This is a genomic window from bacterium, from assembly GCA_030583725.1.
GTDB lineage: Bacteria > Patescibacteriota > Microgenomatia > UBA8517 > UBA8517 > JAUYMM01.
The window spans coordinates 100289-120109 of record CP129472.1 but is presented as its reverse complement, the minus strand read 5'-3'; the positions used below and the strand labels follow the sequence as shown (position 1 = coordinate 120109).

The 19821-nt window shown below is 33.1% G+C and carries 15 protein-coding genes and 5 tRNA genes; 9 read left to right on the top strand and 11 right to left on the bottom strand.

Annotation, left to right across the window (positions count from 1 at the left end; translation table 11 throughout):
• Positions 1–18 precede the first annotated feature (18 nt).
• A complete protein-coding gene (locus tag QY322_00715; protein ID WKZ25818.1) occupies positions 19–777 on the top strand; it encodes a hypothetical protein in 759 nt (252 codons plus the stop codon).
• Here QY322_00715 and QY322_00710 read toward each other — a convergent pair.
• Complete coding sequence (locus QY322_00710; GenBank protein WKZ25817.1) at positions 770–2317, bottom strand: glycosyltransferase; 1548 nt, start codon at positions 2315–2317, stop codon at positions 770–772. The genes QY322_00715 and QY322_00710 overlap by 8 nt on opposite strands.
• The gene (locus tag QY322_00705; protein ID WKZ25816.1) at positions 2317–3177 is read right to left on the bottom strand and encodes a class I SAM-dependent methyltransferase; all 861 of its coding nucleotides are present in this window, start codon (positions 3175–3177) and stop codon (positions 2317–2319) included. Before QY322_00705 ends, QY322_00710 begins: the two co-directional genes overlap by 1 nt.
• Positions 3178–3219: 42 nt before the next feature.
• On the opposite strand from QY322_00705, the gene QY322_00700 reads away from it, so the two are divergent.
• Positions 3220–4347 carry a hypothetical protein gene (locus QY322_00700; protein ID WKZ25815.1) on the top strand — a complete coding sequence of 376 codons (1128 nt, stop codon included), beginning with the start codon at positions 3220–3222 and terminating at the stop codon, positions 4345–4347.
• A 15-nt stretch (positions 4348–4362) separates the two neighbouring features.
• Here QY322_00700 and QY322_00695 read toward each other — a convergent pair whose 3' ends face one another.
• Positions 4363–5436 (bottom strand): phosphotransferase, encoded by a 1074-nt coding sequence (locus QY322_00695; protein WKZ25814.1) that lies wholly within the window; start codon positions 5434–5436, stop codon positions 4363–4365.
• A gap of 7 nt (positions 5437–5443) precedes the next feature.
• A complete protein-coding gene (locus QY322_00690; GenBank protein WKZ25813.1) occupies positions 5444–6658 on the bottom strand; it encodes a methyltransferase in 1215 nt (404 codons plus the stop codon).
• A gap of 46 nt (positions 6659–6704) precedes the next feature.
• On the opposite strand from QY322_00690, the gene QY322_00685 reads away from it, so the two are divergent.
• Positions 6705–7727 carry a hypothetical protein gene (locus tag QY322_00685; protein ID WKZ25812.1) on the top strand — a complete coding sequence of 341 codons (1023 nt, stop codon included), beginning with the start codon at positions 6705–6707 and terminating at the stop codon, positions 7725–7727.
• Positions 7728–7737: 10 nt separating this feature from the next.
• Positions 7738–8346 (top strand): hypothetical protein, encoded by a 609-nt coding sequence (locus tag QY322_00680; protein WKZ25811.1) that lies wholly within the window; start codon positions 7738–7740, stop codon positions 8344–8346.
• Positions 8347–8510: 164 nt separating this feature from the next.
• Here the strand turns inward: QY322_00680 and QY322_00675 are convergent.
• Positions 8511–8596: transfer RNA gene (locus QY322_00675), tRNA-Ser, on the bottom strand.
• 282 nt (positions 8597–8878) lie between these two features.
• On the opposite strand from QY322_00675, the gene QY322_00670 reads away from it, so the two are divergent.
• The 5 genes from QY322_00670 (at position 8879) to QY322_00650 (ending at position 13857) form a co-directional block, all read left to right on the top strand.
• Positions 8879–12103 (top strand): AAA domain-containing protein, encoded by a 3225-nt coding sequence (locus QY322_00670; protein ID WKZ25810.1) that lies wholly within the window; start codon positions 8879–8881, stop codon positions 12101–12103.
• Between the two features lie 15 nt (positions 12104–12118).
• Positions 12119–12547, top strand: a complete 429-nt coding sequence (locus tag QY322_00665) for a hypothetical protein (protein ID WKZ25809.1) — start codon at positions 12119–12121, stop codon at positions 12545–12547.
• A 129-nt stretch (positions 12548–12676) separates the two neighbouring features.
• On the top strand, positions 12677–12934 hold the full coding sequence (locus QY322_00660) for a hypothetical protein (protein ID WKZ25808.1): 258 nt from the start codon (positions 12677–12679) through the stop codon (positions 12932–12934).
• 2 nt (positions 12935–12936) lie between these two features.
• The gene (locus QY322_00655; protein ID WKZ25807.1) at positions 12937–13329 is read left to right on the top strand and encodes a hypothetical protein; all 393 of its coding nucleotides are present in this window, start codon (positions 12937–12939) and stop codon (positions 13327–13329) included.
• Positions 13330–13338: 9 nt separating this feature from the next.
• Positions 13339–13857, top strand: a complete 519-nt coding sequence (locus QY322_00650; protein ID WKZ25806.1) for a thermonuclease family protein — start codon at positions 13339–13341, stop codon at positions 13855–13857.
• Between the two features lie 1972 nt (positions 13858–15829).
• Here the strand turns inward: QY322_00650 and QY322_00645 are convergent.
• The 6 genes from QY322_00645 to argS form a co-directional block, all read right to left on the bottom strand.
• Positions 15830–15900: transfer RNA gene (locus QY322_00645), tRNA-Gly, on the bottom strand.
• A 54-nt stretch (positions 15901–15954) separates the two neighbouring features.
• Positions 15955–16027 (bottom strand) — tRNA-Phe (locus QY322_00640).
• Between the two features lie 109 nt (positions 16028–16136).
• Positions 16137–16210, bottom strand: a tRNA-Val gene (locus QY322_00635).
• A 16-nt stretch (positions 16211–16226) separates the two neighbouring features.
• Positions 16227–16308: transfer RNA gene (locus QY322_00630), tRNA-Leu, on the bottom strand.
• A 646-nt stretch (positions 16309–16954) separates the two neighbouring features.
• A complete protein-coding gene (locus QY322_00625) occupies positions 16955–17854 on the bottom strand; it encodes an EamA family transporter (GenBank protein ID WKZ25805.1) in 900 nt (299 codons plus the stop codon).
• Between the two features lie 29 nt (positions 17855–17883).
• Positions 17884–19821, bottom strand: a complete 1938-nt coding sequence (argS, locus tag QY322_00620; protein WKZ25804.1) for an arginine--tRNA ligase — start codon at positions 19819–19821, stop codon at positions 17884–17886.

Here is a 19821-nt window from a genome sequence, read left to right as displayed (position 1 = left end):
TTAATTAGAGGTAAAAACATGGAGGATGATATTTTAAGTCAAATTAAAAGTGAGAATGCAAAGAAACAAGTTAGAGGTAGTGGTGGTAAGTTTGTTGCAAAAGATGATCCAACAAAACTACCGCCAATATCTGTATCAGTTAACAACCCAACTTCAGTAAATACAACTAACCCTCCTGATCTTGTTAATTTAAAAGTAACTAATCCACTTGTATATATTAAGTATTGGTGGAGAAGAATAATGGCAAATGAAGGAATTGATATGAGATTTAGAATGAAACCTCTTACAGTCTTTGGAGTTGCATTAATTGCTTTTTCACTTGCCTTTGGTTTAGGTGGCGTAGTTCTTCCAACTTTCTTTCCTTGGATAAAATTTAATAATTCTATAGTCACAACTCCCACAAACACGCCAACTCCTGAATTATTAAAAGATACAGCCTTAAAAGGAACATTAACAAAAACAAATACTAATCCTGTTAAATTTTATTTAATCACCACATCAACAGAAGCTGTTACTTTAGAAATACCAGTTGGTTTTAATCTTTCTACTCTAGTTGGAAAAAGAATACTTGCAGTTGGTACATATGATTCTAAAAACAAAGTGTTAGAAGTAGAAGATATCCAAGATCTAGAAGTACTTTCAACAACACCAGTACCAATCCCAACAACAACTCCAACACCAAAGCCTACAGAAACTCCCGTTCCTACAGTTGCACCGACTCCAATTCCAACAGTAGAATCAACAACAACTCCAACTGGAATTCCTATATCTAACTAATTTTTTGTAGTTTTTGAAGACATCTGTCGTGATAATCCAAAGCAATACTATTAGATGGCTGTTTAGCTAAAGCGATCCCAAAGCATCTAATTGCTATCTTGTAAAAATTTTGATTATAAAAAAGTGTTCCTTGTTTTATATAAAATTCTGGATTGTTATTCCAATAACTAATATCTTCATTAACTTCAATAGTTTGGAGATATCTTTCTAAAGTTTTTCCAGCATCAGAAAATTTCTCTATTGCTACCTGAGATTGAAATAAACCAAGTAGGTAGTCATTTGATTTTTCTGATAATTTATTAAAAATATCAACTGCCTCATTGTAATTTTCCGTACCTAAATATGCATGACCTAAATTTAAAAGTAGCTTCTCATCCGATGTATCTTTAGGTATATGATCTATTACCTTGTTAAATTGACCAATGGCTAATAATGTATCGATTTCTAAGTTTCTAGGAACATTCGTTTTAATGGAAGCGTCATTATTTGATATTCTAATAAGTGCAGGTTTCTTGTGTATTTGCTCAATAATATGATCTTTTGGTTTATCTATCCAATTCATAAAGTCATTTGTTTCGGTCTCTTCTATCAGTTTGTAAAACATACGTCGATTATTTAAGTATTCACTAAATTTATCTTCTGTCCTCGATGAGTGACTAATGTGTAATCCTGTAGCAGAGTAGACAGGCAAGATGAATTTTCCTAAAGAAATAGCCTTTGAGGCTACATAACCATCAGCACAACCATAACCAATGAATCGTTCCTCAAATCCACCTATTTCATTGTAAGTTTCTTTTGGAAGGCTAAAAAGTGCACCAAAAACTAGATCAGAAACTAACCAAGGATCATTAGTATTACGCATCCAGAGCCCATTTAAGTGCCCTAAATCTTTATAATGATTACTTGCTAAGCACATATTGTTCGGATAACCTGATGATGAAAATACTATCCTCTCATCAGTTGTCAGAGTCGGATATCTGTGTAATCCCAAATGCCTTATATTTTTAGGATCAACTCGTGGGTCGTCCTTAGATACTTCTGAACGAAATCCTGCTAACAAGACATTTGGAAACAGCTGGTGCCTTATCATTAACTGTTCAATTGTGTAATAAGAAAGAATCATGTCTGCATCACAAGAAATAATAATTTTATTTTTAGCAATAGAAATTGCAGTATTAAGTGCACGTGATTGGCCTGAATGTTTTTGCTTTATTACAACAAGATTCAATGCAAGATCATTATTATTAATAATTTCCCATGTTCTATCATTTGAGCCATCATCAATAAATATAACTTCTAATTTTTCTGGATACTTAATATTGAAGCTACTTTGCTCAATTGCCACAAGACAGGCAAGAATCGATGGCTCAACATTCTTTCCAGGAATTATGATTGTAGCTGTCATATCCTCATTGATCTTTATATCTGGCGGAACAGAAAATGGATCTAGTAATTCTGATCTTGTGAGTTTCAAATACTCTTTTTCAAGTGATGAGTAATCGTTACTTTTTTGGGTGAGTGCTTCTTTGTGTTTCATCATTATTTATTTTTTTTAAGAACCCAAATTATAGCAACTGGTAATCCCTTTAATGCTGATGATAATGTTTTAGGACTGAGTATTGACCATTTTTGTAAAGTTTTAATATGGCTAGATTCTATTTTAGGTTCATAACAATGTACAATTTGCAACGATGCTTTATTAAACGCTTCAATGTATGAACTGTGCCATAAGATACTGTCTCTAATAAAGCCCCATCCAGATTTCTTATCATGGAACTCGGCATGCACTCCTAATGCAACCATCCAAGGATGAATGCTAGAGATAATTAGTTTTCCACCAGGCTTTAAAACTCTTGAGTATTCTTTTATTGTTTCCTCTAAATTTTTTACATAGTGTATCGCTAAACCTGAAATAGCAAAGTCGAATTCATTATCATTAAATGGAAGCTTTCTCATGTCTCCTTGAAGGAATTTAACCTTTTTGTTTTTTGATCGAGCTATGTTTATCATATCTTCAGAGATATCAATTCCAGTAACAGAATGGCCAAGTGAATTAAGATATAGGCTATATCTTCCAGTTCCACATCCTAGATCAACTACTTTTCCTGTCGGATATTTTTCTAATAATTTCTTGACAATTGGTTCTTCAATCTCAATTAATATGTTTTCTTCGGTATCGTATATTTTGGACCATATTTTATAACCAGATTCGATATTATGTTCAACTGCCTTTGTTTTTATATCTGTTACTTCTAGTGTGTCGGCTTGGTTTTCTGCGAGATTCGATATTTCATTAAATATCGAAGTAATTGAAGAACTTTTGCCGATTAGCCAGTTTCGGAGCAAAGCTAAACCAGCATAACCTAAAGCGCTTTGCTTAGAATAATTAATAGTTTTCATAAGTTAAACATTTTGTGCCTGATAGTAGTATAATACTACATCATGATGAAGATTGTTTTTACAGCTCAAGATTTTGCCTTCGGTTCAGTGGGTCCATTACTATATCTTATTGAAGAATTTAGAAATACTAAAGATTTTGAATTAATTTTTGTAGGTTTTGGAACATCGCTTCAATTGGCTAGAAAATTTCCCTTTAATGAAGTTTATGAACTTGATATAGAAGATCCTAAAAATCTATCCAAGCTTGAAGATATTATATCTAAATGTGACGCAGTAGTTAGTTGTATGGACCTTGCAAGTATAAAAATTGCTAAGAAGCATAACAAAATTACTATATATGAGGACGTTTTGTTCTGGTTTTGGCCATCCATTTCAGATGAACTTTTTGATGTTGACCTTTATATTCGTGAACGAACATTTTATTCCAGTGCAAATGACAATCTTTATGTCGACAAGATTAAAAACCTATTAACTGTCGGTCCAATTATGGCCAAATCTAAAAAATTACCTAGAAAAAAACAAGCATTCATTTCGTTTGGAGGTGCGCAAGCAACCCATGTGTACAAAGTTGGAAAGGATACCAATTTCCCCTTTGTAATGACAGATATTCTTTCAAAATATGTTGATTGGTCAGATTTTGAACGTGTGATTCTTGCAACAAATGAAAAAACAGTTGAAGAACTTAAAAAAAGATTCGCAAATACACCTTTTGAGTTTACTACTCTTGCACATGACAAATTTGTAAGTGAGATGTCCCAATCTGAAGTTATACTTATCACCCCAGGTCTGATAACTGCAAGGGGTGCATTTTACACTGAAACGCCTGTAGTTTATTTGCCACCATCAAACGACAGTCAATATATACAATTAGATGGTTTTAATGGTCTTGGTTTAGCAAAAGCATCAGTCCATCTTAAAGAGTTTTTCCCTGAACTTAATTTACTTCATCTTCCAGGGGAGGAAAGTATGAGACTGGTACTTGAACAACTACGACTTTTAGAAAAATCTGAAGATGTTCAGCGTAAAATTGGTTTAGAACTTAATGATCTTGTAAAAAATAGAAATGAATGGTCCAATGAAATGGTGAAAAAAGGTAAGGATTATATAGATTCGTTGGGTGGTAATGGAGTAGATCTTGCAATAGAAAAAATAAAAGAACTTCTTAAATAGATATTTTGTCAACTTCTATTTTTCGTTACCTGTTATTAGCTTCTGTAAGGTGTCGATACTCCAATTAAACGATATATCGTCTGGATTAAATAAAGATGTGTCTTTTTTGTCTTCATACATGATTGATTGAGGTAAATGTATAATTCGACAAGTTTGTAATAGCCATTCAAAATCTTTTTTCGATCTTAGTAAACTTTTTGCATATAAAGACATCTCAGAATATCCACTAAGAAATGATTCTACATTGGACTGAATTTCATCGGTATTTCCGTTTGTAATATAACTCCAATCATAGATACCAGTCATGATTGCTCGACCTAGTCCTTCAATAATTGGATGTCCAATTTGAATTGCTTCAATATCCATTAATGTTGTTACATGTTTTGTGCCCTGAATCTTTATGTGTAAATTGGTTGGAGAAGGATCTAAGTGAACATAGGCCAGAGGCATCTCACCTAGTATTGTTAGTCGAGCATTTACTAACATTATTAATTTATCAAATTGATCTTGAGATATAATTTTTCTGTTTAAAATATATTTTGCAGCGTGATTAACTTTATCTAATACAATTTTTGAGGGAGTTCTATTCTCAGGCTCAATGATTGGAACAGTCGACAATTTTGATAAAATTCTACCAAACTCATGATATATAGTTAATCTGGATTCAGGCGATCTTGCTAATAGACGGTCAGCACTTATCCCATCAACAAAATTCATTACAATGTATTGTCTTTTTTGGCTGTCGATTATTGTTTCTCCTTTTAATATTATTTCAGGCACAGATATTTTATGCTCATTTAGGTGTGCCATACGTTCTTGAGCACCTTGAAATTTGTTTGGGTTGTTCTTTTCTTCAAATTTAGATACTTTGGTTAAATTTGGAGGTGCAAATTGGCATACGAATAATTTTTGTGAGCTTTTCAACACAAAAGATACAGTGTTAGTACTTCTTGTCAATTGACCCAATATATCCATATTTGGACAAATAATATTTAATGCTTTTTCATATTTACTCACGTCTATTTCTTTTCTTTCCCATTGTGAAGGTAAATATTTTCCCGAAAATATATCACTTGATAAGTCCAACATAATATATTTATTTTTTACTTTTAAATTTGAAGGATATGAAGCTATCTCCTTTATATCTAATTCTTTTTATAGTTTGTAACTCCTTAACTTTTTTTATTTTCCTTTCAATTTGTGTAATTATGTTTGAGCTTGAGACAATATACGCAACCCCTTTGTCAGTCAGTTGGCTTACAATTTGATCAATGGTTAAATCATTTACACTTCTTTCATCCTTTTTGTTAAGTATGCCAACTACACAGTCAATTTTAGATAAATTTATACTAATACCTACTTGGTGTTTTACAATTATATTTTCTTTTAAGAATCCGTTATTTATTAGATTTCTTTCAGTCACTTTTAGTGATTGTAAATTTCTATCAACAACTATCATCTTATCTACCTTAGTCAAAAGAGTAATTGCAACAGGAATGTGGCCTTGATTAACATTAAACACAAGGCAGTTGGAAATATTTTGGTTTTTAATATCTGTAACGTTATTTAAAAGCATTTGAGTTTCATAACTCATTTCATCAAACTCAGGCAAGTTAAAAGATGATTTTAACACTGCTTCCTTGCCACCTATTTTAAGTGTGTTCTCATCTCTATCGTACAATCCTGAATCAAAACTATTAACTACTGTGTTAACTTTTGATGTGTGAGGAGAATTGAATTTGTAATGAAACACTGTATGACCAGGCCAAGATTTTTGCAATACTATTTCAATCTCTGGATTAGACAATATGTCTTTGACATCCTCTAATATTGCATCAACAACGACAATTGCAACAAAACCATCATTGCTTAAAAAATATTTTGAATCAATTAACATGTGTGACAAAACATTTTTACCAACCTTAGCAGGAATGTTTGAAATTATTAAATCAAAGTCTTTGGTATCTACTGAGTCATATCCTAAGCTTGCATATATTTTATAGTTGTTAGTTTTATTTAGGCCAGCATTTATCTGTGCATATTCGAGTGCCAGTGCATCTCTGTCTACCATATGAATTTCTGAGTTAGGATATAAAGTTTTTAATGTTATTCCAATTGGTCCATATCCACATCCCAAATCTAAAATTTTGTTAAAAAAACCGTTACTATTCATGAATGTTCTGAGAAGCCTCTGAGTTCCAGAATCTATAATATGCGAGCTGAATAAGGCTTGTGAAACTTTAAATTTCAATTTTTTATCTTGAAATGTAAAGTCAATTGTTTTTTTATAATATGCGTCTAGTATGTCCATATTTTTGGTTAACTGATATAGTATAATCGATTTCTAAGGAAAATAAATGAAAATAGCATTTGTTGGTAATTATCAATATAACTGTGGATCTAGTAATGCATTGCTGGGATATGTAAATGCCGGCAAGATATTAGGACATGATGTTAGAGTATCTGAGTTTGGTTACATTGATGAAGAAATAAGGAAAGTTGTACCTGTTGCAGAAAGATCTTGGGATTTAGATATTTTAGTTATAGTTTATGAATCCTATCCATTTTTATCAAATGAGGATTTAGACGAAATCAGGAAAAGTATACCAAGATCAAAAATATTACTAATCGATCCTGATTGCAAATATTTGGAACCGTCAGTTTTGGAAAATGATACAAATCATCCAACTCCCGATTCATACGAATACTGGACAACACTTTACGACAGTCTATCAGATAAAATTCTCCAACCGACATTGGATAAAATAACAAAAGAAAAGGTATCCAAATTTATTTATTTTGGAATTGATGCTGATAATAATTTCGAAAATATTAAAAAAGATTTTGATTTTCTTTATGTAGGTAATAATTGGTATCGATGGGATGATATAACAAAACTTGCAAAATCGACAAACTCAATTAGAAATGTATTAAAGAGAATAGGTGTCATGGGAAGTCATTGGGATGAAAAAGTGATGAAAGGTTTTGAAGAAGCCACCTATTCCGATCCAAATTTTCTTAAGGCGAATAATGTAGAAATATTAAAATCAGCACCTTATGGAAAAGTAGAATCATCAATGAGTAGAGGGCTAATTAATCCAATTTACATTAGGCCGATACTTAATAAGTTAAAACTGGTAACACCAAGAATGCTTGAAACTTTTGCAGCCGATACAGTTCCTGTCATTCCTGAATATTTCGCTCACGCATCGGAACTTTATGGTGATACTGTAAAAGAATTGGTTTTGTCTAACGAAAAACTACTGATGATTATGAAGGATTACAAAAAATATTCAGATATTAGTAAAGGTATACGAAACAAATTAGTAGCTGAACATTCCTATGAAGTAAGATTAAAAGAATTAATTAAATTTGTTTAAAATAATTAAAATGGATATCCCAAGTTTAAAATTTGTAAGTAACAAATCAGACACTCTAGATGTTTTACTTCATGGTAGTTCAGGTGGCATGAATTATTCGTTGATGCAAATGATATTTGATGAATGTGTAAAACAAGGCCATTCAGTAGTTAATTTTAATTTTCCATATTATGAAAGAGGGGAAGAACAATCTTCAGGACCAGAATTAAAAGAAGAACTAGAAACATTACGATCTATTTTAGATGAGTGTAGAGCAAAGGAGTATAAACATGTTAGGTTAATAGGAAAATCACTAGGAGCAATAATTGCTAGTTATTATCTAAAATCGTTACCGAAAGAAGAACAATCAAAATATTCAGCAATAGTTTTTGGATATGTTACAGGAAGTATAGATTTAAAAACTTTTGAAGGAAAAATAGATATTATTCAAGGTGAGAAAGACAAGTTTGGAAACATAGAGGTTGTTAAAAATGATTTAAAAACGGCAGTTTCAAAAGATATAAATTATTTTGAAATTAAAAATGCAGATCATAGTTATAGAGTTCCAGAAACCAAAGAACCTATTTACGAAGATGAAGCCGTAAAAATTGCATTTGATAAAAGTACAATAAAAAGTTGAAATCTACTAAAAATATGGGTAAAATCGGAAACCTATCTGATTTACTCCTTCAACGCAGTCGTTGTTGACATCGCAGGGAAATAAATGTTTAATGAAAGTTAGATTAACTTTTGTACAACAATTACAAAAAGCACTTAATTAGTTGAATGTTCTGTTAAGGATACTGGTGAGCTCGACGAGATTTGAACTCGTAATCCTGAGAGGAAATAGTTCTCTGAACTATCGCGTGTACCAGTTTCGCCACGAGCTCCCACTATCCTTAGCAAAGTACTTAACTAAAACTTCAGATACATATAAACACAGATCTAAGTCTTATAGCTAATCTGAGGCTATATGCCTATGTTCTAACACTAGGGATAGTGAGTCAACTAGTAACTTTTAGTGACAAACCATATCACCTTCAAGCCTATGCAGGTTCATAAAAACTGTTTTTATAACTGCTTGCGGATAATATGAGGTAATGTTTCATTTTTTTAGTTACAATATTAGTTAATACAGACAGGCGAGTATTATAATAGTTTAACTGAACCAAATGACTGATAATCAAAACATTATAGATGAGATGATGTTAGCCCTTGATGCTAATATTAAATATCTTCAAAAAGAAGGTGGCTCCAGTATTCGACTAACAAACGGCCAGTTAACATCTGTCGTAGGAGAGTTACATATCTACGAATTTGTTATGGATTTTTTACAAGATATTGACTCTGATTCTGAAATTGAAATTCGTATCAAAAATGAGTCTGTATCTGGTAAAGTTATTGGCATAAATGAAAATATAATTGAGGTCCAATTAGAGAAAAATATTGGGTCAACAATTTCTGAAGCAATGATGATAATATCAAGTTATTATTTGTTGCAGCTTTTGTATAACAAACTCCAAAAAATTAAAAATGGTGAAATCAAAATAACAGATTTAGCCAATAAAACGTTTAATCCTGATACTTCAAAGTCAATGATTGATAATGACTATATTATCCCCTCAGTTGGGGAATCCTTGAACGAATTTCAAGAGAGGGCATTAAGACTCGTAATGGGAAGTGAAGTTTCCTATATCTGGGGACCTCCAGGAACTGGCAAAACACATTTAATTGCTAAAATGCTCGAAGGCATGTTGTCTCTAAACTACAGTACTTTGCTTTTGTCACATACAAATAAGGCAACTGATGAGGCTTTGAACAAAACAGTTCAGTATCTGTTGCAAACGAAGCAGTTAAGTGATCTTGAATCTGGAAACATCATACGTATTGGGAAGGTAAATGCTGATAGTAAGCTCTACGAAACAGAAAAGGATTTAAAATCAATTGATTACGTTGATCCCGGTAAGGCACTAGAAATTAAGGGTAGTCCGATCAGAAAAGAGATTGGAGATCTTAACGCCAAAATTGATAAAATCAATAAAGAATGTGAATACTCAGAAAAAATTGTTGAATTATTTGATAATCTTGATAATTGTGATAAGGATATAGAAAAAATAAGTAGAGAGTTAGTCTCTAACAAAAACAAATTAATATCTTCAAAAGAATTAGTGACGGGACATAAACATAAATTAGCTGATATTAACCAAAGAATCGCAAATTATCAAAATTCAAACAGTATTATGAGGTTCTTTTCTGGAACAAATCTATCCCAATTAATCTCTGAAAAAACAAAGTTACTTGAAAATATTGAAAATCTAAAACAGAAAAATGAAGCAACTATTTATCAAATTGAAACAATTGAAGGTAGGTTGCGAATATTTACGGAGGAGGCAGAAAAGCTTAGAAATGATTTAAGGGATAACTCTAGAGAAGAAAATGAAGCCAAAGTCCTTGCCAATAGAAAGATAATAAAAGATTTAGATTCACAAAAAAGTGAATTAGAAAATCAGTTGAACAACCTCATTTCGTTGGTAGTCAAAAATGCAAAAATAATTGCGACGACGTTAACAAAAAGTTATAGTTCAAGTGAAATATTGAGTCGTGAATACGACTGCGTTATTATTGATGAGGCTTCAATGGCTCCATTACCTGCCGTGTGGCACGCTTGTGGTTTATCAAAAACTAAAACAGTTATTGTTGGTGATTTTCTTCAACTTCCGCCAATTGCAAAACATAAAGTTCTCGATAACAGGAATCTATCTGATGAACAAAAGCAGGCAGAGCAAGACCTCGTGGATAAATGGCTAAAACGAGATGTTTTTAAGGCATCGGGAGTTGAAGACAATCTTAGAAATAAAACATTGGTTAACTGCTTACAGCAACTTAGAAGGCAATACAGAATGCACCCAGACATCTCAAATTTAGTTAACCATCTTGTCTATTCAAAAATCGGTAAAGACTATGAATTAATATCTGACATTAAAGCGACTTCTGATAAAGGTAGTGTGTTACTGTCAAAGCCACCATTACCCGATTTTCATATTGGTGTTTTTGACACGAGCGAAGTGGGAACAATTGCTGTAAAAACTGATTCTGGGTCATATTACAATCTTTATAACGCATTATTGGCAGTAGATATAGCAAAGCAAGCAATCAAGAGCGGTTACAAAACCATCGGAATAATTTCACCATTTAGAGCTCAGGTAAATTTAATTCAAAAAATTCTGAAAGACGAAAATACAGATGATAAAGTTGTGGTAGATACTGTACACAAGTTTCAAGGTGGAGAAAAGCAAATAATTATTTTTGATGTAACGACAGCTAATCAAACGAAACTTACAGACGATAGTCAGGATGGTGGTGATGACGAAAAGCTTATAAATGTCGCTTTTTCGCGAACCCAAGAAAAATGTATTGTAATAGTAGATTCAAAAAGTTTATTAGTGAAACATAGTTTGTCGTCAAAGTTAAGAATGTTTGTAGAATATTCGCGTTTAAATAATTATCCATTCGTTAATGCAAAAGAAATTTTGCCAAAATATGTTGTTACAGATAAGACCGAAAAGTGGCTTTCCAAAATAGTTCAGACAAAAGAACTAGAAAAGGGCGATTCTCAATCAAAGTTGTTTGACGAAACTGATTTTTATAATGTTTTTGTTAACGATCTGCTTAAAGCAAAGAATGAAGTTGTAATCGATAGTCCATATATAACTATGAATCGAGTTAATTTTTTCTTGCCAATTTTTAGGCATCTTATAAGTAAAGGTGTAAATATATTTTTACTAACAAGAATGACGAAGGAACACAGTTCACTTATGAAACAACAAGCAGAATCCGGTATCAAAGAGCTTAGCAAATTGGGAGTTGTGGTCTTACCTTTTGTTGGTTTTATTCATAGAAAATTAGCAATAATAGATAGAAATATACTGTGGGAAGGAAGCTTAAATATATTATCTCAAAAGGATAGCCATGAAGTAATGAGAAGGTTTGAGGGTGAATCCACATGTAATCAAATGTTTAAATTCTTGAAATTAGATAAGAATATTGGAAAAATAGGCACAAATAATCTAAGATTGTGCGAATTTTGCAAAGAAACTGGAGCATATTATTGGACAGACAAAAGTCGCTTCGGTAGTTATTGGACATATTGTTTATTGCGTATGCATAAACCGGGAGTCATACCAAAAACAGATATAGAGACCAAGGAGCAGAAAGAAAAACTTACTAGTTTAAGAAAGATGGTTAAAAAATATACGCCTGCAGGTGAACCGATTTGTCCTAACCCAAATCACGAACCACAGCCAATGATTAAAAGAAAAAGTAGATTCGGTGGATATTTGTGGGGTTGTAAATTTTATCCAAAATGTAAAATTACTGAAAAATATATTGATAAATAATGTTACATATTGAATATGGTTATTATGAAAAAGGTTGAGTTTGAATTAGATACAACACCAAATTTTGCTAGAAACATAATTTTTGAACTATTTAGGTTTTTTATGGTTCCAATTAGTCTGTTTAGTGGATATTTCAAAAAGTTTGAAATTAAGAAAACTTCACGATTTTATAATTTAGTTAATTACCCACTATCTGATTATCTATTTAGAAAAGTGATACACGCAGTTATTGTAATAGGTTTATTTTTTACTGGGCTTCTCGTTTTTGAGTTTGATGAGAGATCAATAATTATTGCATGTGGTTTAATAAGTATTATTCTATATTTTCCTAGCGTTTTAAAAATTATGTTTATAGCAACAATTATGTTTATTGAATTTATATTTAGAATAACAAAAACTATATTTTTTACACTCAAGTCACTTTTTACTGAAAAGGTGTATTAGTTAAATAAATTTAAGCGTAAAGCACAATTAACAACAAAATTTTCTAATTCGACAAAATATTTTGAGTTGTGAAATTTTAAAAAGTTTATGTTTATGTATTTTTTGTAAATATAGTTTTATAATTTGTGTATGTCATTTATCCTTATATACATAGTTTGTTTTATCTTTAATTTTTCTTGGATATATTGGACTTATATCAAGTACAAAGGAAAAATTAGTTTTGAACCAAGCCACAGCTATAGAGGATTAAAAATGAACCGCAGGTTCCATAATCCAAAAAACTACAAGAATAATGAGGAATTCATAAATGTTGAGAAAAGTGCAAGAAAAACATCCTTTTTTGTTTCTGCCATATTGTCTTTAATAATAACTTTAGTACTAATTTAATAATGAAAACTAAAAGAATATTAATACTTGAGGATGATATCCTAACACTCTCTAAAATATTTGACGCATTATATAAAATTGAAACAGCAATGAAGCTTGATTTATCTGTAATTGTTTTGTCTGAGTATATTCAGGTTGAAAAATATATTAATAAGGATTTAGACGTCAGTTTTGACTTAATACTTCTAGATCGTGACTGTAAACTTGGAGGGTCTTTCCATGTTCTTGATTTTAAAAAATTTGTACCAAATAAAATAGTTGGTATCTCGTCTGTTCCTGATTACAATCAAGCGCTAATTAAACATGGAATTACGCAGTCGATTTTAAAAGAATACTCAAAGTTAGATCAATTTGCTATTTCTTTGGAGGATACAATTAAAACTATCTTTAGTTAGTAAAATTATATGAATAACAAATTTGTTTTAGTCCCAGTAGAACTTCTTAAAAACTTAAAAGAACTATCCAAAGGTACAGAATATGAAGATGATGTAAGAAAAGTTTTAGATTCTAGAGAAGCTATAGAAAATCATGATGTTACAAAACTCCCCAAAACTGCAGTTGTTAAAAGAGTGATAGATGGAGACACTGTAGAGTTATTTAACGGTACTGTACTTAGATATGTTGGCATAACAGCTCCAGAAGAGAGTGAAGACTTTGCAGAAGAAGCTTCTAAATTAAACAAAGAACTTGTTGAAGGTAAAGAAATAAAACTTGAATATGATAACTATACTTCTGACAAATTTGGAAGAATTCTTGCATACCCAATCATTGATGAAAAGAACATCTCCATTGAACTTGTCCGAAAAGGTATGGCTGAATTAGTTATATATCAAAAAAGGAAGCCATTTATTTATCAAGTTCAACTTTTAGAAGCACAGGAACAAGCAAAGAGCAAAAAACTAGGAATCTGGAAGAACAGTTAGCTTCAATTGTATAAGCAAAGCTTTTCTTCGAATAAAATAAGTATTTATAAGGTTAAACGAGTATTTTATGTTATCAGTAAGCGTGAGCTAGGTATAACAACAAAACACAGTGGGTAAGCGGAAGGCCGAAACGAGCGAAGCGAGTGGAGGCCTGGAGCGCACACACGATTGGGTTAGCGAAGCTCCGCGAAGCGGAGCTGAGCGAGCAACACGAGCATTCTCCAATTCATTTCCCCTTTAACCCCTCTTCTTGGAGAATGCAAACAAAGATGTTAAACTATACATGTTGGCGAAACCAAGTCAGAGCGGTTTGGAAAAGTCGCTCCCACCCCCGACCTGTCGGGTCGGCACGAAGTGCGGACCAGACATTTATCCCCTGTCCTCGGACAAAACAGAACACAACCTCAAACCAAAATTGATATAAAAAGATCTATTGATACGGATTATTTACGGGCGTATAAATAATATTGCATGAGCAATATTGTAAATAATCCTAGCCTTCAAAAATTTTTCTTGTATGCACGCAAGTCTACAGATGTAGAAGACAAACAAATTCTTTCGATCGAAGCACAACTTGCTGAGTTAAGAGACTTTGCAAAACGTGAGAATTTGTTTGTTGTTGAAGAATTTGTTGAAAAGCAGTCTGCCAAAATTCAAGGAAGACCAATATTTAATAAAATGATGGAAGCAATAGAAAAAGACCGTGCTTCTGGCATAATTTGTTGGCATCCTGATAGACTTGCTAGAAACTCCATGGATGGTGGAAAAATTATTTACTTGATTGATATAGGAAAGTTAAAGTATTTAAAATGTCCTCAATTTTGGTTTGAACCAACTCCACAAGGAAAATTCATGCTTGCAATGGCCTTTGGCCAAAGCAAGTACTTCGTGGATGCTCTCTCTGAAAATACCAAAAGAGGACTACGCCAAAAAGTCAGACGTGGTGAAATGCCAGGTGTTGCACCACTAGGTTACATTAATGATTCTAGGGATAAGTCAATCAAAGTTAATAAAAAGATTTCACCACTTATTGTTAAAGCCTTTGAAATGTTTGCAACAGGTAAGTATAGGCTTTACCAAATTGCTGACTTTTTGTCAGAAAATGGCGTAAATTTACCTAAAGCTAGATGCGCTCGGATAGACAAGATGAATCTTGTTTTAAAAAACCCATTCTACTACGGCCATTTTCGGTATTTAGGAGAGATCCACGAAGGGGTCCATACGCCAATAATCACAAAGAAACTTTTTGATGAAGTACAAGAAGTCCTAAATGGTAGAAGTAAACAGTGGACCAAGGCAAGAATTACTAAACCATTTTTAGGACTTCTAAAGTGTGGAGAGTGTGGAATGGCAATTACAGGAGAAATTAAAAATAAATATTATAAAAACGGTAAAGTAGATATTTTCAAATACTATAGATGTACTAGAAAGTCTAAATTCCATAACTGTCGCCAACCATTTATTAGAGAGGAAAATTTAGACTTTCAACTCTCCACACTCATCAAAAAGTATTCTTTGCGAAACGATTGGGCAAGTAAAATGTTAAAGAAATTAGACAAAGAAAAAATCAATCTTGCCCAATCTGGTCATAGGTTTGTTTTTGAAAAACAAGAGGAAGTTAGAAAGATTTCCTCCAAATTGACAATTCTTTTGGATAGTTACCTTGACCAAGAAGTTGACAAAGAAAGTTATCTTTCTAAAAAGTCAGAACTTCTCTCCCAAAAGAAGAAATTGGAGGAGCAAATCTTTAACTTCCAACAAACCAATGACAGTTGGCTCGGACCCATGAGGAGTTGGATAAATGAAGCAAGAACAGCTACACAAGTTGCCAAGTCTGCGGACTTGCAACTTAAAAAGGTTCTCGCCGCTAAAATCTTCGGCTCGGACCTCTTTCTAAAAAACAGAATTGTCCGAGGACAGGGGATAAATGTCTGGTCCGCACTTCGTGCCGACCCGACAGGTCGGGGGTGGGAGCGGGTAAGGAGAATCGGACTCCTCTATCCTCGTTGGCAACGAGGCGCATTACCACTATGCTATACCCGCGAGCTTCGAGCGGGTGATGAAATTTTAATTTCACATACCCGCATTTACAATTTGTGCCGAGAGTTGGAATCGAACCAACATTTCATCTTCTTCAGAGATGCGCCATGACCAACTAGGCTATCTCGGCAAATATGTTTTGATAAGACAAGATTTTTATTATCTCAGCTTAATTTCAATATTATAGCAAACAATCTTATTCTTGTAGATCCAGTAAGAAACTTGCTGACTCCACTTTGTGGATCCAGTAGGACTCGAACCTACGACCTTTCGGATGTAAACCGAACGCTCTAACCAACTGAGCTATGAATCCATATTAAAGTACATTGTGCGGGAGACTGGACTCGAACCAGCAAGGATTTCTCCACATGCTCCTTAGGCAAGCGCGTCTACCAATTTCGCCACTCCCGCAAATTATCTTTTAGCTTCAAAAATATATTAAAGTACGTCAAGGTGCATATCTATAGTTTAGTCAGAACCTATTTTACCACACATTTTTAATTCTGTAGCGGAGCAACAAGGGAGGGGTTAAAGGGGAAGGAATTGTTGCGGAGCGTGTTTCCTTGCTCGCCGCTTCGCGGCTCGCAAACCCATATCATGTTTGCGCTCCAGGCCTCCACTCGCTTCGCTCGTTTCGGCCTTCCGCTTACCCACTTTAAGGAAAAGGGGTTATTTATAGTCAGGAGGCCTAACGGCTCCTGACGGTAGTTAACGGTATACCGTAAGAAGATCAATCGACTCCGTTAACTGGCCGTAAATACGGCCTTTTGTCCATGTTACCGTCCGCTGGACGGTTAACGGCTAGCCGTTGGGACAAAATATGACATTTCAGTCGCAATTTACCTTAACAGGCAACTATCCAAGTGCTGAAAACAGAACAGGTGCTTACGCACAGCACTTGGTTAGGAAGCTACGGGCACAACAGGCATTGCTCCTGAAATATTCCCTGTCGGGAATTCTGCCCAACACAAAACACGCCAAAGCTTACAGGGGTGATGGCTTACGCCATGTGCATGGGCAGGAGAAAGGAGACTACTAAGAATGTATACAGTTATGATTAATAAATTAACCCTAATCCAACAAGAGTGATAACTCCCAATATTAATTTATTTTTAATACTATTCTTACTGATATCCTCATGAAATATCTTGGGTACAAGTAATGTAAGTACTACTCCAAATAAAGCTCCGAACAGTACTTGTGTTCCAGTTATCACATTAACTAAATAGACTGATCCCAATGAAATTGCAAGAAATAAAAGAAGCTTACTGCCTAAAAACAAAATCTCATTTCCAAATACAATTGCCAATGCAATTTTCTTTAAGGATTTGGTAGTTGTGAAAAAAGCCTTTCTTACGGAGGGAAAAACAGTAAATAAAATTAAACCGCCGATTGCCCAACCCCAGCTTTCATAGGCAACAACTTTTGAAAAACTTCCTGCATCAACAACAAACTTAAATATTACAGCACTGACAGCAGTTAAAAATGTGGAGGCCATTAATAGTATTGTGTTTTTATCTATTGATAGTTTCAGCTTATTGCCATCCGATGATGCCAAAAGAGATGGAATTAAAATTAATGCAAAACCTAACAGCTTCTTTATAGTGATGACTTCATCCAAGAATAACAGTGATAAAATTAAAACAAATACAGGAACTAATTGGAGTAGAAAAAGAACTTTACTTCCATCCTCCTTTTGTATTACATAGAAATATATCGAAGCTGAAAATATCGAAAGCATTCCAGTTATCATAACTAATAATCCATCTTGAAACCCAAGTATTGGTCTTCCAGTCATTAACCAGAGAACACTCCCTGAAATTAATCCAACAATGGCGCTGTACATAGCCATACCCCGATAATCCTTAATTTGTTGAGTTAAATTATATTTGTCAACAAAAATCACAATAACATAAATTGCTGTACCAAGTAAGGAATACAAAATCCATGATTGCATAAAAGTATTATAGTTTATTTTCCAGAGAATTACATTCTTGAAGGAACCTCTATTCCTAAAATCGCAAGTGAATTTTTGATTGTTTGGTATGTTGCAGCGACTAGTTTCAAACGAGATGAGACTATATTTTCATCCTCAATACCCAAAACTCTATTTTTACCATAAAAAGTATTAAATCTTTTTGATAATTCAAATACATACGTTGCAACTTTAGCTGGAGAGTTATTATCTAGAGCATCTTTAATTGCTTTTGGGAAACTAGCTAATTGTCTAATTAATGCTTTTTCAGATATTTCTTGATAATCATTTTCTGAATTAGCATTATTTTTTGATAGCTGCGCTATATCTATTCGTGAAGCTTCAATAATACTATTTGCTCTAACTGCAGTATATTGAACATAAGGTGCTGAGTTTCCATCGAAATTTAAGGCCTTGTCCCAATTAAAGATAACTGACTTTCTTGGATCTTGACATAAATCATTCCATTTCAAAGCCCCAACAGCAATTTGTCTAACAATTTCATCCTTAAGTGATTCATTCTTATTCAACTTTGGACTTTTTGCTTCAATAACCTCATTTGCTTTTCTAAATCCCTCACTTAAAACATCTTTTAATAGAATTACTCTTCCTTTTCTTGTTGACATTTTACCTTCTGGTAAACTCACCATTCCAAAATAAACATGTACTGAATTCTCACCAATTTTATAACCTAGTCTACTTAAGCTTTCGAAAAGTTGTTCAAAATATTGTTTTTGATCATCACCAACTACATAAATCGCCTTGTCCGCTTTCATCTCTTCCTCTCGATAAATTGCACAAGCCAAATCTCTTGTCATATAAACACTTGCCCCGTCAGATTTTTGTACAATTGCAACACCCAATCCTTTATCCTGCATATCAATTACTAATGCTCCATTACTAACGTGACCAGCTTTACTTGAAGCTACTTTGTCTATAACACCACCTAACATACTTTCGTAGAAACTCTCGCCAAACGACTCTTCAAAATTAACTCCTAATACTTCATAAATCTGATTAAATTCTTTTAACGAAAGATCAATGCAAAGTTTCCAAAGTCTTCGAGCTTCTTTATTGCCTTTTTCAAGTTTTAAAAACCAATTCCGTCCTTCTTTTTCTAAACCTGAAACAATTACTCTATCTAATGCATCTTCAGTTATTTTTGTCGTATCCAATTCTGACCTAGATATTTTCTTTCTAGTCATTATTTCCTGACTTATGATCTCGATTGTTTCTTCAAGTCCAGTTACTGATTCAACACCATCCACTTCAATTTTTTTCTTTGCTTCCTCTCTCAAAACACCTTTTTCAATTTCTTCTTCTGAATGAAATTTAACATATAAATCTTGAAGTATACCAATGGGATCATCCGAATTTAATAATTCTTGCTCGTCACCCCAGTTTTTAATCGCAACAATTAATTTTCCAAACTGTGTTCCCCAGTCACCTATATGATTATCTCGAATAACTTCATATCCTGCAGATCTGTGTAGATTTGCTAAAGCATCGCCAATAATTGTAGACCTTAAGTGACCATAGCTCATTCTTTTTGCTATGTTGGGAGAAGACATATCTATAACTACTCTTTGTCCATTTCCTTCATTTTCCTTACCATAGTCAGCTTTCATATCCAAAATTTGATCTACTACTGCATGACCAAATTCAGACATTTCTAATTTAAAATTCAAAAATGACCCAACAGCTTCAGCACCATCTATTTTACTCGCTATTTTTAAAGCTAGATCTTGTGGAGATAATCCTTCTTCACTAGCCAGACTTGTAAGATTAATGCCATAATCAAAACCTGTAGAAAGTGGAGCTTCAATAATATTTGGAGTTTGATTTTTGCTTACTAATTGAGACTCAACAGCTTTTATTAATTGACTCTCTTTTTTGTAAATTGCATACAAAGGGTTATCGTTCATGGGTTCATTTCGTTCTCTTTTCAT